Here is a 15,197-nt window from a genome sequence, read left to right on the forward strand (position 1 = left end):
AAGATGAACTATGCATATGTGACTGACAAGGGGAAAGTACGCTTAAATAATGAGGACCAAGTGGGCTTTTTTACTAGTAAGTCAGGTCTGCATTTAGCAATTGTGGCTGATGGTATTGGTGGTCATCAAGGAGGCGAAGTGGCTTCAGAAATGGTTGTTTCACATTTGGGACACTATTTTTCTGAGAGTAGCTTTACTACTGTTACCGAAGGGCAAGCATGGTTAGAGACAACCGTGGCCGCTGAAAACAGTTTGATCAACAAGCGTGCCCAACAATTTTCAGACTTAAACGGAATGGGAACTACGTTAGTATGCATACTCTTCTTTAATGATCAATACCTGGTGGCTCACCTTGGTGATAGTCGTGCTTATGTATTTCATGTCGGAAGCCTGTGTCAACTAACTGAAGACCATTCATTGGTCAATGAAATGGTGAAGCAGGGTAAAATTAGTGCGTCTGAGGCGCAAAATCACCCCCAAAAGAATATTATTACGCGCACATTAGGCATCGAAAAGGAAGTAGTTTTGGATATTAGTCGCGCCACATATCGGAACGATGATTTATTCATGTTGTGTTCAGACGGATTAACTAATATGGTGTCGACAGCACAAATCGTGCATATTCTTAACGATGTAACTACCTCTTTGAAAGAAAAATGTCAGTTATTGGTTGCCCAAGCCAATGCAGCTGGGGGACCAGATAATATTACTGCCCTCTTAGTTCAACAGGACATGGAGGGAGTACGATGAAAACAGGTTTTATCTTAAACGGACGGTATAAATTTGTCCGTCCCCTGGGAGAAGGGGGGATGGCCAATGTTTATGAGGCATATGACCTTATCTTAAAGCGTCCGGTAACGTTGAAAATGTTGCGATTGGATTGGCGGGATGATCCAGCTGCTATCAGACGCTTTAAACGGGAAGCAATTTCATTAACAGAACTGCATAGTCCCAATATTGTTCAAATCTATGATGTGGACCAAAGCGATGGGATGCAGTATTTAGTAATGGAATATGTTGAAGGGATGGATTTGAAAAAATATTTAAAGCAAAACTATCCTTTGAGCTTTGAACACATAGTAGCAATTATGACCCAGGTGCTCCAAGCAGTAAAAGAAGCTCACCTGCATGGCATTATTCATCGGGATCTTAAACCGCAAAATATTTTGATTGATCAAAATGGGCGTGTGAAGATTACTGATTTTGGAATCTCCGTTATGACAGCTGAAACAACTATGACCCGAACCAACACCTTACTGGGATCAGTCCACTATATTTCGCCAGAACAGGCACGGGGGAGTGTAGTCACCAAACAATCAGATATTTATTCACTGGGGATTATTTTATTTGAATTATTAACCGGTGAAGTGCCCTACCAAGGCGAAACGGCGGTTGTGATTGCACTAAAGCACTACTCCGAACATATTCCAGCATTAGAAAACTATAAGCGAGATATTCCGCAGGCGCTGGCCAATGTAGTCTATCATGCAACGGCCAAGGATCCACATATGCGTTATCGCAACATTGATGAGATGATCGCAGATTTGACGACAGCTTTATCATCAGAACGGATGCAAGAACCAAAATGGGAGCCAGAAGCAGAACAAGAAAAAGAAGTGACTAAGGTTTTACCAGATATCCGACCAATTTTGGCTGAAAAAGATGAGCTGGAAAAGACCAAAGAACTGCCCGATTTGCGCCAGTTAGATGAGCGGGATGTTGATCAGCACCAGGCGACTCAACCAGCACCCGCATTGGGATTACGGACTGCCCAACGTGGTAGTTTACGCCGAAAAGAAATTATTATTGGATCAATTGTTTTTGTAGTAGTAGTGATTTGTGTGGCAATTTTTGCCGTGTTGCACACACCACGGGTAATCACGGTTCCAGATGTTAGAGGGATGTCGAAGGCGGATGCGGTCAGTTTATTGAAGCAAAACCACCTAGAAATCGGACAGATCAACAAAGAGCATAGTGATAAATACACGGCTGGCCAAGTAACCAAGTCAACCCCGAATGGGGGTGCTAAAACGCAGACTAGATCAACGATTAACATAACAGTTTCGCAAGGATTACCTAAGAAACGTTTTGGCAATTATGTTGGTCAGGATTTTCAAACGGTCAAAAGAAAGCTAGAAGCCCAAGGGGTGACAGTCTACCAGAAAAAGGGAATGTCTACGGAATATGCTCCAGGACTGATCATTGATCAAAGTATCATGCAGGATAAAAAAGTGGCCTTCAAACAAACGTCAGTGATGTTCACGGTGAGTCAAGGCCGGAATACAGATCCGTCAGAGCAATTGATAGAATTCAGTGTTCCAGTGACAGTCCCATACGATAATAGTAAAGCTAGTAATAAGGTAGAAGTTTATTTGGGAGATTCTAAGCATAGTTATAGTGAAGTGTATAAAACTTTGCATATCAAGCATGATACGACAGTAACTTTACCCTTTGTGTTACATCCTGATGATATTGGAAAATTTAAATTTGTTAGAGATGGAAAACTGTTATTTAAGAATGATAATGTGCGCAAGTATGCTCCAGAAAAGGATGGTGAATGATGCGCGGACAGATTAGACAATCTTTGAGTGGCTATTATGATGTGATGACAAGTGATGGCCAAGAGTATCGGACACGGGCGCGGGGAAATTTTCGTAAGAAAAAGCAGACACCTTTAGTGGGGGATTTTGTTGATTTTAAAGCTGAAAAAGCAGATGAAGGCTATATTTTAGGCATTCAATCGCGAAAGAACCAGTTGGTGCGCCCACCAGTTGCCAACGTTGATAAGGCTGTAGTTGTGACAGCGTGTGTTGAACCAGATTTTTCGGCCAACTTGTTAGATCGCCAGTTGGTAATGTTGGCTTCCAATGGTATTGAACCGTTAATTTATTTTTCTAAATATGATTTAGTCAGCACAGCGGATCAGCGCCAAGTATTGGCGGAGATCGCTACATACTATCGTCAATATTATCCGACTTTTATTCCTCAGACACCGGCAGAGCAAAAGCAAGTGCAAGCGGAGCTTCTCTCTGAGCTTCAAGGACAGGTGTGCGTTGTCATGGGGCAAACTGGTGCGGGAAAATCAACTTTATTGAACCAACTTGACCCAGCTCTCCAACTTGAAACTGGGGAAGTTTCCAAAGCGTTGAGCCGAGGGAAACATACTACCAGAAAGGTAAGTCTATTGGACATCCATGGAGCTTTAATTGCTGATACACCAGGCTTTTCATCATTTGAACTTAGCAATTTAACCAAAGAAGACTTACCACGTTTATACCCAGATTTTCAAGAGTATGCCACCGCATGCAAGTTCCGCGGATGTTCTCACATTAAAGAACCACAATGTGCGGTTCGGGATGCAGTGGCAAGTGAAAAAATATGGTCCAGTCGCTATGAAAACTACCTACAATTCTATAAAATGGTAGTTGATGATGAGAAAAAGAAGTATCGCTAATATTTGAGGTGGAAATTATGAAGATAGCACCATCGATTTTAAGTGCTGATTTTGCAAATTTACAAACAGACGTTGAAAAAGTTGAACAAGCTCAGGTGGATATGCTCCACATTGATGTGATGGATGGACACTTTGTTCCTAATTTGACTTTTGGACCCAATGTCGTGGCAGCATTGCGCCCACATTCACAACTTGTTTTTGATTGCCATTTAATGATTGAAAACCCAGAAAACTATGTAGAAGCATTCGCTGACGCAGGGGCTGATTTAATTGGAGTCCAGTATGAATCAACACCTAATATTCATCGGGCTTTGGACATGATCAAGAAAAAGGGCAAGTTGGCTGAAATCGTTATTAATCCCGGAACACCAGTGAGTGCAATTAGCTCATTATTGGCAATGGTTGACCAAGTGTTGGTTATGACTGTTGATCCCGGTTTTGGCGGACAAAAATTCATGCCTGAGATGTTGGATAAAGTAGCCGAATTAGCTCAAATTAAGCAGGAAAAAGGTTACCATTATGAAATTCAAGTTGACGGTGGTGTAAATGACCAAACAATTAAGCAGTGTGCACAAGCAGGGGCTACAGTGGCAGTAGCAGGCTCCTTTGTTTTTAAGGGTGACCCAGCTGTCCAAGTTGAAAAGTTACGCCAAGCAACAGTTGAGGAAGCGCTATAAATGCTAATCAATTTATTGGTTGGAGGACCCGAGGCTGTTTTGCCATCAGGTTTCTATGAATGGGCACAAACCCAACCCAATTGGGTCGGAGCTGACCAAGGAGCAGTGCGCTTGCTGGCTCATGGTATTACACCATGCCTTGCTGTGGGGGATTTTGATTCATCGACAGCGCAAGAAATAGCCATGGTCCAACAACAGATTAAACGGACTGTTATTGATCCCCAAAAGGATGACATTACGGATACGGAAATGGCCTTGCGTTATATTCGTCACTATTTTCCTGGGGTGACTCAAGTTAATATATTTGGGGCGACTGGAGCACGGATGGATCAACTATTAGCTAATCTTCTATTCGTTTTAAAGCCAGAGTTTGAGTATTTTTTAGATAAGGTAAAACTCTACGATCGGAATAATACAGTTTCTTTTTACCGTCCTGGTCAGTACACCTTGGTAAAAGAACAAGGGATGAAATATTTGGCATTTGTTCCTTTAACACCAGTGCAAGGTTTAGAGTTACCGGATGAGAAATATCGGTTACCCAAAACGGATTTTTTATTACCAATATCACTATCTAGCAATGAGTTCATTGGGGATAAGGGGCATTTTACTTTTAGCCGTGGCGTTGTTGCGGTGATTCAAAGTTGTGATTGATATACTAAAAAGAGGGAGAGTAAACCCACTGAAAGTCAGTGAAGGTTACTCTCCCTCTTTAATTTTTGTATAAAAAAACTCGTACCGTAATGGAACGAGTTGGTTTTAATGGTTATTAGACCCGAGTAACTTTACCAGACTTCAATGCTCTAGCAGAAACCCAAACCTTCTTTGGCTTACCATCGACCAGGATGCGAACTTTTTGCAAGTTTGGCTTCCAGCTACGGTTAGATGAGTTCAAAGCGTGAGAACGCTTCTTACCGAAGGATGTCTTACGGCCTGTAATATAATCTTTTGCCATCTCAATAAACCCTCCTTTAACAAAAAACTTCAAGCACTTACGCTAATTCACTATATTAAATTAGCATAGTTATTTAGAGAATGCAAGAATAATCTGTAAAGTAATTTTCCTTCACAGCTTAAATTGAACGAATTAAGCCAAACTAAATGGAACAGTAGAGAAAGAAATTGACAAGCGTATTTTGTTTTGCTAGCATTGTTTGCTATAATTACAATAAGATTGTCGTAATTACTCAAGGAGGCTGTATTAAATGGCTGTAAAAATGCAAAGCAAGTTCGGTAACATCGATATTAGTAATGAAGTTATTGCAACTGTTGTCGGTGGTGCCGCAACTGAAATTTTCGGAATCGTTGGTATGGCTAGCAAAAATCAAATTAAAGACAATTTAAATGAAATTTTAAAGCGTGACAATTATTCTAAGGGTGTTGTCGTACGTCAAGAAGATGAAGGCGTAGCGATTGATCTTTACATAATTGTTAGTTATGGGACAAAGATTTCTGAAGTTTGCCATAATGTACAGGATAAAGTTAAATATAATTTGAAATCCATGTTAGGAGTAACCGCACATTCCGTGAACGTTTATGTTCAAGGCGTTCGAGTGACAGCTGACTAAGCTGACTGCGGTCTAAGGAGGAAGTTTCAAGGTGAAAGTTACAACGATTACTGGAGCGGAATTTCAAAAGATGGTCCGCGTCAGTTCTCAACGCTTAAATGATAATGCGGATTTTATTAACAGACTGAATGTTTTCCCCGTGCCTGATGGTGATACGGGAACAAATATGAGTTTATCCTTCGCTAGTGGATATAAATATCTGAGTGATGTTAATTCGGAAAGCACTGGTGAATTAGCTTCAGCATTAGCCAAGGGGTTGTTAATGGGAGCACGGGGGAATTCTGGTGTTATTCTCTCACAGATTTTCCGTGGTTTTCATAAGTCAGTTGGGGATAAGCAACAGTTATCAGCTCAAGACCTGACTGATGCGATTTCTTCTGGGGTAAAAATGGCTTATAAGGCCGTGATGAAGCCACAAGAAGGGACAATCTTGACGGTTGCTCGGAAAGCAGCTGAAGCAGTGCGAAAAGAAGTCAAAAAAACGGACGATTGTGTAGCAATTATGAAGGTCGCTTATGAGGCGGCTGAAGAAGCCCTCAAAATGACACCAGAATTGCTGCCTGTTTTGAAAGAAGTAGGCGTTGTTGATTCGGGTGGTCAAGGGCTAGTCTTTGTTTACCAAGGATTCTATGATGCTCTTTCTGGTAATGTTCGGCCAGAAGATGAACAAAAACACACCCCATCACTAGGTGAGATGCCAGAAATGGTAGGGGCCGAACATGCACAATCTAAGTTGAACGTTGAAGATATTAAAAATGGTTACTGTACACAAATTATGGTGCGTATCGGACGCGGAAAGCAAGTAACCCAGAAATTTGACTATGATACTTTCTACAATTATTTGGCTGACCTAGGTGACAGCCTTTTGGTAATCAACGATGATGAAGTAGTTAAAGTTCACGTTCACACCGAATACCCAGGTAAAGTGTTGTCATGGGGGCAACAATTTGGTGACCTCCAAACTGTTAAAGTTGACAATATGCGTTGGCAACAAGAAGAAATTATCATCAATGATAAGAAGGAAGAAGCAGAAGCTGCGCAGCCGGTTACTAATGATATTGCTGGCGACTATGGCATCGTTGCGGTTGCTTCAGGTGCAGGGATCACTGATATTCTCAAGAGTCTTGGAGCGACTTACATTCTTAGTGGTGGGCAAACTATGAACCCATCTACTAAGGATATTGTTGATGCTATCAATAGTACTCAAGCTGAAAAAGTAATTGTCTTACCAAATAACAAGAACATCTTGTTAGCGGCTGACCAAGCAGCAACGGTTGTTGATGCTGAAGTAGCTGTGGTACCAACAGCTTCCATTTCAGAAGCAATGACAGCACTGTTAGCCTTTGAAAAGACCAAAACTCTGGCTGAGAACCGCCAGGATATGACCGATAGCTTGCAAGATGTTACTTTCGGTAAAGTAACAAATGCCGTGCGTGATACCACGATTGAAGGTAAAGAGATCAAAAATGGCCAGTTTATGGGCATAATTGGCAAGAAAATCGAGATTGTGGCTGAAAATGTCCAACAAGCAACTGTCAAAATGATTGAAAAGATGGTTGATGAAGATAGTGAAATAGTTACTATTCTCTTTGGTGCTGACGGCAGTCAACAAGAGGCTGAAGCAATCAAGGATGCAGTTTTAGCTATTGATGAAGATTTAGAAGTAGAAATATACGAAGGAGACCAACCGGTATACCAATACATGGTTTCTGTTGAATAATATTAAAGGCTGGTTATGAACCAGTCTTTTTTGTTAGGGAGGTAGCACAGTGGTAGACATTTTAACAACACCAGTGACAGAACTTAAGGGTGTGGGTCCAAGAAAAGCTAGTGCGCTCAATAAATTAGGGATTAATACAATTAATGATCTACTGACATATTTTCCCTTTCGTTATGAGGATGTTGGTGTCAAGGATTTGACGGCAGTTCAGGATCATCAAAAAGTGGCTTTGAAAGGTATAGTGGCGACTGATCCAACGGTGATCAGATTTGGTCGCTACAAGAGCCGGCTCAATTTTAATTTATTGATTGATCATAATGTAGTACGGGTAACTTTTTTCAACCAACCGTATTTAAGTAAAAAATTACAACGGGGAGAAGAAGTGATTTTATACGGCACGTATGATGTTGCTCGGCAAAGTCTCTCAGGGATCAAGATCATTGCTGAAGATACAAGCCAGCGGAATAATTTCACTGGTGTATATAATTCATCTAAAGAAATCAAGGCTGGGACAATTAAAAAATTGGTTCATCAAGCTTATGAAAATTACCACGGAAGCATTCGTGATATTATTCCGGGGTCTTTGCGCCGAAAATTCCGTTTACTTTCACGCGAGCAAATGATTAAAGGAATGCACTTTCCTGTGAATGCGGAAGAAGCAACTCAGGCACGGCGAACAGCTATTTTTGAGGAATTTTTCTTATTTCAAGCCGGACTACAAGAATTACGTAAACTGCGTCGCCAAGAGCAGCAAGGGGTAAAAATAGACTATGATAATAAAAAGCTGCGGGAATTTATCCAGCAAATCCCCTTTGAGCTAACAAAAGCTCAAAAGCGTGTAGTCAATGAAATCTGCTCCGATATGCATCGTCCAATACATATGAATCGGTTGCTTCAGGGAGATGTTGGTTCCGGAAAAACCATTGTGGCTACAATTGCGATGTATGCAGCGGTAACAGCAGGGTGGCAAAGTGTCTTGATGGCGCCAACGGAAATTTTAGCAGAGCAGCATGCTGATAAGCTGGCTACATTGTTGAGTCCTATGGGAGTTAACGTTGCTTTGGTGACCGGAAACACCGTTCGTAATCCCCGGCTACGGCGCGAATTATTGACCCACATTGAACACGGAGATGTGGACATCATTATTGGAACTCAGGCATTGATCCAAGAACGGGTGCACTTTGCACAGCTGGGCTTGGTAATTATCGATGAGCAACACCGTTTTGGGGTAGAGCAGCGGCAAACGTTATTGGCGAAAGGGGGTAACCCAGATGTCTTAACAATGACTGCTACACCAATCCCACGGACATTAGCAATTACAACATATGGAGAAATGGACTTATCGGTAATTGATGAGTTGCCTGCCGGGCGAAAACAGGTCCAAACTGTATGGTATAACAAAAAACAAGTAGGACAAGTGCGGTCATTGCTGCGAGAGCAACTGGACCAAGGTGCTCAAGCTTACGTTATATCGCCATTAATTGAAAAATCCGCCGTTATTGATCTCAAAAATGCCGAAGAAGTTTATCAAAATCTCAAAGATCATTTTGAACCACGTTACTCAGTAGGATTGTTGCATGGTAACATGACAAATGACGAGAAGAATCAAGTGATGCAAGCTTTTAAAGCAGGTGAACTAGCAATTCTGGCTTCGACCACAGTGATCGAAGTGGGGGTGGATGTTCCTAATGCAACTGTGATGGTAATTTTAGATGCTGATCGATTTGGCTTAGCACAACTGCATCAGTTACGGGGGCGCGTTGGTCGAGGCGATCAACAATCATATTGTGTGTTGGTAGCAGATCCTAAAAATGATTTTGGTAAAAAACGCATGGAAACAATGGTGGCAACTACCAATGGCTTTGTCATTGCACAAAAGGACCTGGAATTGCGGGGACAAGGTGATCTGTTAGGAAAAAAGCAGTCAGGATTACCAAGTTTTAAAGTTGGTGATCCAGTAACTAATCTCAATATATTACAAGTAGCACAACAAGCCGCACATGATATAATAAATGCTGATGATTATACGACTAACAACGAAAATCGAGTCTTAATTGAATACTTGCACCAGCAGATTGATAATGGATCTCGAGCCTAGTTAAGAAAGAAGGATTGATGATGAAGATTGCAGTCGATGCAATGGGTGGCGATTATGCGCCACAAAGTGTTGTAGCAGGGGTTGAGCGGGCCCGTGACGAATTTAAGGATGTTGAGTTTTTACTCTTTGGAAATCAGGCTCAGCTTACTGAATTGATCAAAGACAAAGAACGGCTTACGATTATTCCAACTACTGAGTTAATTACAATGAACGATGAACCAGTTAAGGCTATTCGCAAGAAGAAAGATTCCTCATTGGTGCGGGCAGCCCAAGCGGTTAAAGATGGGGTAGCAGATGCGCTATTTTCATGTGGCAATACAGGAGCTTTATTGGCTGCCGGATTGTTTATTATTGGACGAATTCGAGGTGTTGCTCGCCCAGGCTTACTGTCAACTTTGCCGATCATTTCTGGACAAGAAGGAGTTTTTAATCTCTTAGATAGTGGAGCTAATGCGGACGGAAAACCTGAGCACCTCTACCAATATGCTCTACTTGGAAAATATTATGCTGAGAGTGTTCGGGGAATTGATAACCCCCGGATTGGGTTGCTTAACAATGGGACTGAACCGCATAAGGGGAGCAAGTTAACGGTAGCAGCGCACCAGTTGATCAGTGCGGATCCAAGTTTGAATTTTGTAGGGAATGTTGAAGCACGTGATATGGCTAATGGAAGCTGTGATGTAATTGTTGCTGACGGCTTTACCGGAAATGCGGCCCTTAAGTCCATGGAAGGAACTGCCAAGGGAATTATGACTATGCTTAAAGATGCCATTATGACAAGCGGGGTTAAAGGAAAGTTGGGTGCCTTGCTCCTTAAACCTAGTCTCATGAAATTAAAACAACGAATGGATCAATCAACCTACGGTGGAGCAGTCCTTTTGGGAGCCAAAGCACCGGTTGTTAAAGCACATGGTGCTAGTGATGCCCGAACAGTATATTATACTGTAAAGCAGATCCGGGCAATGGTAGCAGGGCAGATGATTCCTAAATTTACAGCTTATTTAGCTACTCAGCAAAGCCGGGAAGATAGCTAGACTTTTATATGAAATACGGTTACAATGGGAATGTTAACTGTAAGTTGTGGAGGAAAGAAACATGACTGAACAAGAAGTATTTACGAAGATCGCGGCATTGATTGAAAAGCACTTCAATATTGCCACAGATAAAATTACCAACGAGCTTAATTTTCAAACTGATTTAGATGCGGATTCAATCGATAAAGTTGAATTTGTGTTAGAGTTAGAAGATGAGTTTGGGGCGGAAATTTCTGACGAGGATGCAGAAAAGCTTGCCACAGTTGGCGATGCGGTTCAATATATTTTAGCGCACCAAAACTAATGATTAGGGCTGGCAGAGATGCCGGCTTTTTTTGACGAAAGTAAATTGATAGTGAAGAGGGGTTAGACAGTGATTATAGGATTAACACAGATGTTGCATGATGATTTTGGAATTGATTTTCACAATCCAGATTTGTTAGATGAGGCCTTTACCCACGCTTCATATGCTAACGAACATAAACGTGAACACTTGAAATATTATGAAAGAATTGAATTTTTGGGTGATGCGGTTATGCAACTGTGCGTTTCGGAGTATTTATTCAAACGGTATCCACTGATGCCAGAAGGAAAGCTCTCCCGTTTGCGGGCAGCAATGGTTCGGGAAGAAAGTTTTAGTAAATTTGCTGTGGAATGTCATTTTGATGAATATATTCGTTTAGGTAAAGGTGAAGAAAAGTCGAATGCACGGCAACGGCCAGCTTTATTATGTGATATTTTTGAAGCGTTTATAGGAGCATTGTATCTGGATCAGGGTAAAGATGAAGTAGTACGGTTTATTCAACGGGTAGTTTTCCCTAAATTGGATATGGGATGGTATGATCAACTTTTGGATCATAAGACTGAACTGCAAGAATTTCTGCAGCAATCCGGGGAACGTACTATTGTTTATAAGGAAATCGGTGAAACTGGCCCAGATAATGACAAACACTATGCTATGGAAGTTAGTGTCGATGGCAAAGTGATTGGCAAAGGTGAGGGACATTCTAAGAAAGCTGCGGAACAAGCAGCTGCCTTCCAGGCACTAAAAGAGCTAAGAGGATAATGATGAGAGGAATTGTGCGTAGCCAATGAAATTAAAATCGTTGACCATAAGCGGCTTTAAATCATTTGCCGACAAAACCAAGATTGATTTTTTTGAAGGGATCACTGGAATTGTTGGCCCCAATGGGAGTGGCAAGAGTAATATCATTGAAGCCCTGCAATGGGTGTTAGGAGAACAATCTGCCAAGAACCTGCGGGGAGGCAAGATGAATGATGTGATTTTTGCTGGTTCGCAGACAAGGTCCCCATTGAACCGTGCAGAAGTTGAGCTGGTGCTGGATAATAGTGACCGTTTTTTGGCAATTGCTACTGATGAGGTGGCTATTACTAGGCGTATTTACCGGAATGGCGATAGCGAATATCTCATTAATCATAACCGGGTAAGGTTGCGTGATATCAGTGATTTATTTATTGATACTGGTCTAGGAAAAGAATCTTTTTCCATTATTTCGCAAGGCAAAGTAGAAGCAATTTTCAATAGTAAGCCGCTTGACCGGCGAATGTACATTGAAGAAGTTGCAGGTGTCTTAAAGTACAAGAAAGAGAAACAGCAAGCTGAAAATAAATTGGTCGATACTACTGCTCACTTAGAGCGGTTAAATGACATTGTTATTGAGTTACGTCGACGCCGTGATCCGCTAGAAGAACAAGCAAGTATTGCACGTGACTATTTGGAGCAGAAACGCAAATTTGACTATTACAAAAAGAGTCATTTGGTATTACAAATTCAAGCGGGAATGCAGCGTAGTCAGAATATTGATCACGAACTAACCCTCTGTGAACAGGCTGTGATCAAATATGCGGGACAAGTAGAAAAATTAAGTAATTTGCTAGCTACAACCAAGGAAAAACAAGAGCAGCTTGATGAGCAGATTGATCAAGTGCAACATCAAGTCCAGGTCTATGCAACTCAAAGGGAATATTTTGCGGGGCAAACACAAGTTATTGATCAGCAAGCACACTATACTGCTGTGCGCCAAGATGAATTAGCCCAACAAATTTCAGCTAATCGAGCAACTTTGGTTGAAACTAAGGAACATGCACAAGAGTTAGTCCAGCAGATTATCCAGTGGCAAAAGCAATTGATAGCTGCTGAAAATAGTAAGCAAGAAATAGCTAATGGAGTGGCTGAACAAGATAATGTAGTGGCAGAATTGAAGCAACAACAAGCTCAACAAGTAAAATTGTTGCAACAACAAGCCCAACTCCAAAGTGAAAAAAAGTATCTTACCCAAGAGCAAACTGATAGTGTGCAGCAACATACTAAGGATCGTGATGAGCAGGTAGCTGTCATAGGACAACTTGAATCATTACAACATGAAGCTCAATTAGCCACGCATAAAATAGAAGAGCTAGAAACTGCGATTGCGGCCGGCCGTGAGCAATTAGAACAATTAGAGACTGTATATCAAAAGCAAAAGTTACGAGTACAAAACACTACTGACCAGTGGCAAAAGGGAAATCAAGTGTTGCAGCGGGCACAGACTCACTATGATACCTTAGTAAATATTAATGCTAAATACAGTGGGTATTATCAAGGAGCTCGCGAAGTATTACGCAACAAAAATCAGTTAGCAGGAATTATTGGCTCTGTGGCAGAAACAATTGAGGTATCACAGCAATACCTCACTGCGATTTCAACTGCTTTGGGGAGTCAGGCTCAAAATATAATTGTGACCGATGAACAAGCCGCTCAAAGAGGCATCAACTATTTACGGTCCAAGCGGTTAGGGCGAGCAACTTTTCTTCCCCGAACAACAGTACAGCCCTATCAACTCTCCATTAGTCAAAAGCAGCAAATTGCTCAAATGCCAGGTTTAGTAGGGATTGCTAGTGAATTGGTTGGTTATCCTAAGCAAGATGCTAATATTATTCAACGCCTGTTAGGGACAACAATTATTGCAACTACGATGGAAGCAGCAACAGTAATCGCACAGAGGTTACATTATAGTAGAAAAATAGTCACCCTAGCTGGCGATGTCATTAGCACTGGTGGATCTTTCACTGGGGGAGCATATCGTAAGGAGAATAATGGAGTCTTAGGGCAGAGTCAAGAAATCACTGCTTTAAGCCAACAAATCAAGGATATGCAAGCCAAATTAGCTGTAATTGTTCAGCAAAAAACGGAGGCACAAAAACAGTGCCAAGATGTTGCCACCCAGGTAACTAAAGTCCAAACAGACCTACAAGAGCTGCAGCAAGATGAACAAGAAAAACGAGGACAGTATGCAATCCTTGCGGCAAAAGTTGTCCAGATTCAAGAAGAAGTAGCACGGGTTCGCGCACGTAATGCAACAGCTGATGATAAAGAAAGGAAAATTGCCACCCAATTAGGAACAATCGTAAAGAAGTTGCGTCAGGTTGAGCAAGCACTTGTCGTCAATGAACAAGCTCAAAAGCGGTTAGAGAAACAAATTACTGCGCACCAAGTAAACAAACAAGCAACGCAAGTCCAAAAGCAACAATTAAATGAAAAAATTGTTGCGCTAACGGAACGGATCCAAGCGTTAAAAGTTCAACAAAAAGAAGTTGTTAACCAGCAGGAAAGATTACAAACTGTGGTTGCAAGCGATCAAGCTGCGCTGAAGAAGATTCGAGCACAGAAAAATGTCAGCTCACAACAAGCCCAGGAGCTAAAACAAAAACAAATTGCAACTGAGGAAAATTATCAGCAATTACAGCAGAAACTAAAGAAATTACAAGCACAACGGCAAAACTGGCGTCAAAAGCGCGATGAAAATGAGCGTGATTATCAACAAGCTAGTGAGCGCTTAAATGGAGCTAAACTGAACCGTAAGGATATTGATAGTCAAAAACAGCGGACGGAAGAAAAACTAGATACCGCCTTGCAAGAACTACAAGCAAAGTTCAGCATTAGCTATGAGCAAGCAGCTCGCGACAACCAGGAGGATAACCTGGAAGAAGTTGAACGTCAATTGCGGATGCTTCACCGTGGCTTAGCTGAACTAGGGACTGTTAATGTCCACGCAATTGAAGAGTTTAAAGAAGTCGATAAACGGTATCAATTTTTACTGGAACAGCAAGATGACCTATTAGCGGCTAAAGCCCAGTTAGAAAACACTATGGCCGAGATGGATGATGAAGTGACTACGCGGTTTGCGGATGCATTTGCAGCAGTGCAGGCCAAGTTTACAGCCATTTTCCCACAAATTTTTGGTGGTGGTAGGGCAGAACTGATCCTGACTGATCCTGAGGATATGCTTCATACTGGCATTGATATCATGGCACAACCACCTGGTAAAAAGTTTCGCCAGTTGAGTTTATTATCGGGTGGTGAACGGTCACTGGTTGCAATTACACTATTATTTGCCATCTTACAGGTAAAACCAGTACCGTTTGCAATCTTAGATGAAGCGGAAGCGGCTCTTGATGATGCAAATATTGAACGCTACTCGCGTTATTTGCAGAAGTTAGATAAAGATACGCAATTTATTGTGATCACGCACCGTAAAGGAACAATGCTGCAAGCTAATGTTTTGTATGGAGTTACGATGCAGGAGTCAGGTGTGTCCCAAGTGGTTTCGCTTGCTTTGGGGAGTTTAATACCAAAAGCAGATTAAGTT

Annotated in this window: 13 protein-coding genes; 12 read left to right on the forward strand and 1 reads right to left on the reverse strand. The window is 41.6% G+C overall.

Going from position 1 to position 15,197, the window contains the following annotated elements:
• Positions 1-3 precede the first annotated feature (3 nt).
• From V3C97_RS02955 to V3C97_RS02975, 5 genes are read left to right on the forward strand one after another with little or no spacing between them, the layout of a single operon-like run.
• Entirely contained in the window at positions 4-750 is a 747-nt protein-coding gene (locus V3C97_RS02955; protein WP_027826122.1) for a Stp1/IreP family PP2C-type Ser/Thr phosphatase, read from the forward strand.
• Positions 747-2,561, forward strand: a complete 1,815-nt coding sequence (gene pknB / locus V3C97_RS02960; RefSeq protein WP_338434420.1) for a Stk1 family PASTA domain-containing Ser/Thr kinase — start codon at positions 747-749, stop codon at positions 2,559-2,561. The genes V3C97_RS02955 and pknB overlap by 4 nt, the downstream gene beginning before the upstream one ends.
• Positions 2,558-3,454, forward strand: a complete 897-nt coding sequence (rsgA, locus tag V3C97_RS02965; RefSeq protein ID WP_268889367.1) for a ribosome small subunit-dependent GTPase A — start codon at positions 2,558-2,560, stop codon at positions 3,452-3,454. The genes pknB and rsgA overlap by 4 nt, the downstream gene beginning before the upstream one ends.
• A gap of 17 nt (positions 3,455-3,471) precedes the next feature.
• The gene (gene rpe, locus V3C97_RS02970) at positions 3,472-4,131 is read left to right on the forward strand and encodes a ribulose-phosphate 3-epimerase (protein ID WP_009554719.1); all 660 of its coding nucleotides are present in this window, start codon (positions 3,472-3,474) and stop codon (positions 4,129-4,131) included.
• A complete protein-coding gene (locus V3C97_RS02975) occupies positions 4,132-4,782 on the forward strand; it encodes a thiamine diphosphokinase (protein ID WP_027826118.1) in 651 nt (216 codons plus the stop codon).
• A gap of 115 nt (positions 4,783-4,897) precedes the next feature.
• Here the strand turns inward: V3C97_RS02975 and rpmB are convergent, their stop codons facing one another.
• Positions 4,898-5,083 carry a 50S ribosomal protein L28 gene (gene rpmB, locus V3C97_RS02980; RefSeq protein ID WP_009554714.1) on the reverse strand — a complete coding sequence of 62 codons (186 nt, stop codon included), beginning with the start codon at positions 5,081-5,083 and terminating at the stop codon, positions 4,898-4,900.
• Positions 5,084-5,333: 250 nt separating this feature from the next.
• Here rpmB and V3C97_RS02985 point away from each other — a divergent pair, with 250 nt between their 5' ends.
• From V3C97_RS02985 to smc, 7 genes are all read left to right on the forward strand, one after another.
• Positions 5,334-5,696 (forward strand): Asp23/Gls24 family envelope stress response protein, encoded by a 363-nt coding sequence (locus V3C97_RS02985; RefSeq protein ID WP_009554712.1) that lies wholly within the window; start codon positions 5,334-5,336, stop codon positions 5,694-5,696.
• A 31-nt stretch (positions 5,697-5,727) separates the two neighbouring features.
• Positions 5,728-7,416: a DAK2 domain-containing protein gene (locus tag V3C97_RS02990; protein ID WP_338434421.1), complete on the forward strand. Its 1,689-nt coding sequence runs from the start codon at positions 5,728-5,730 to the stop codon at positions 7,414-7,416.
• Between the two features lie 49 nt (positions 7,417-7,465).
• Positions 7,466-9,514: an ATP-dependent DNA helicase RecG gene (gene recG, locus V3C97_RS02995; protein ID WP_283146636.1), complete on the forward strand. Its 2,049-nt coding sequence runs from the start codon at positions 7,466-7,468 to the stop codon at positions 9,512-9,514.
• Positions 9,515-9,534: 20 nt separating this feature from the next.
• The gene (gene plsX / locus V3C97_RS03000; protein WP_278838260.1) at positions 9,535-10,548 is read left to right on the forward strand and encodes a phosphate acyltransferase PlsX; all 1,014 of its coding nucleotides are present in this window, start codon (positions 9,535-9,537) and stop codon (positions 10,546-10,548) included.
• A gap of 61 nt (positions 10,549-10,609) precedes the next feature.
• Positions 10,610-10,852, forward strand: a complete 243-nt coding sequence (gene acpP, locus V3C97_RS03005; protein WP_009554701.1) for an acyl carrier protein — start codon at positions 10,610-10,612, stop codon at positions 10,850-10,852.
• A gap of 69 nt (positions 10,853-10,921) precedes the next feature.
• Positions 10,922-11,614: a ribonuclease III gene (gene rnc, locus V3C97_RS03010; protein ID WP_009554699.1), complete on the forward strand. Its 693-nt coding sequence runs from the start codon at positions 10,922-10,924 to the stop codon at positions 11,612-11,614.
• 25 nt (positions 11,615-11,639) lie between these two features.
• Positions 11,640-15,194, forward strand: a complete 3,555-nt coding sequence (smc, locus tag V3C97_RS03015; protein ID WP_338434422.1) for a chromosome segregation protein SMC — start codon at positions 11,640-11,642, stop codon at positions 15,192-15,194.
• Positions 15,195-15,197: the final 3 nt, after the last annotated feature.

The sequence above is a fragment of the Ligilactobacillus saerimneri genome (genome assembly GCF_036689625.1).
GTDB lineage: Bacteria > Bacillota > Bacilli > Lactobacillales > Lactobacillaceae > Ligilactobacillus > Ligilactobacillus saerimneri.

Excerpts from the sequence above, each read along its gene's own strand:
- V3C97_RS02955 (WP_027826122.1), top strand. The coding sequence starts at position 4 with ATGAACTATGCATATGTGACTGACAAGGGGAAAGTACGCTTAAATAAT.
- pknB (WP_338434420.1), top strand. The coding sequence starts at position 747 with ATGAAAACAGGTTTTATCTTAAACGGACGGTATAAATTTGTCCGTCCC.
- rsgA (WP_268889367.1), top strand. The coding sequence starts at position 2,558 with ATGATGCGCGGACAGATTAGACAATCTTTGAGTGGCTATTATGATGTG.
- rpe (WP_009554719.1), top strand. The coding sequence starts at position 3,472 with ATGAAGATAGCACCATCGATTTTAAGTGCTGATTTTGCAAATTTACAA.
- V3C97_RS02975 (WP_027826118.1), top strand. The coding sequence starts at position 4,132 with ATGCTAATCAATTTATTGGTTGGAGGACCCGAGGCTGTTTTGCCATCA.
- rpmB (WP_009554714.1), bottom strand. The coding sequence starts at position 5,083 with ATGGCAAAAGATTATATTACAGGCCGTAAGACATCCTTCGGTAAGAAG.
- V3C97_RS02985 (WP_009554712.1), top strand. The coding sequence starts at position 5,334 with ATGGCTGTAAAAATGCAAAGCAAGTTCGGTAACATCGATATTAGTAAT.
- plsX (WP_278838260.1), top strand. The coding sequence starts at position 9,535 with ATGAAGATTGCAGTCGATGCAATGGGTGGCGATTATGCGCCACAAAGT.
- acpP (WP_009554701.1), top strand. The coding sequence starts at position 10,610 with ATGACTGAACAAGAAGTATTTACGAAGATCGCGGCATTGATTGAAAAG.
- smc (WP_338434422.1), top strand. The coding sequence starts at position 11,640 with ATGAAATTAAAATCGTTGACCATAAGCGGCTTTAAATCATTTGCCGAC.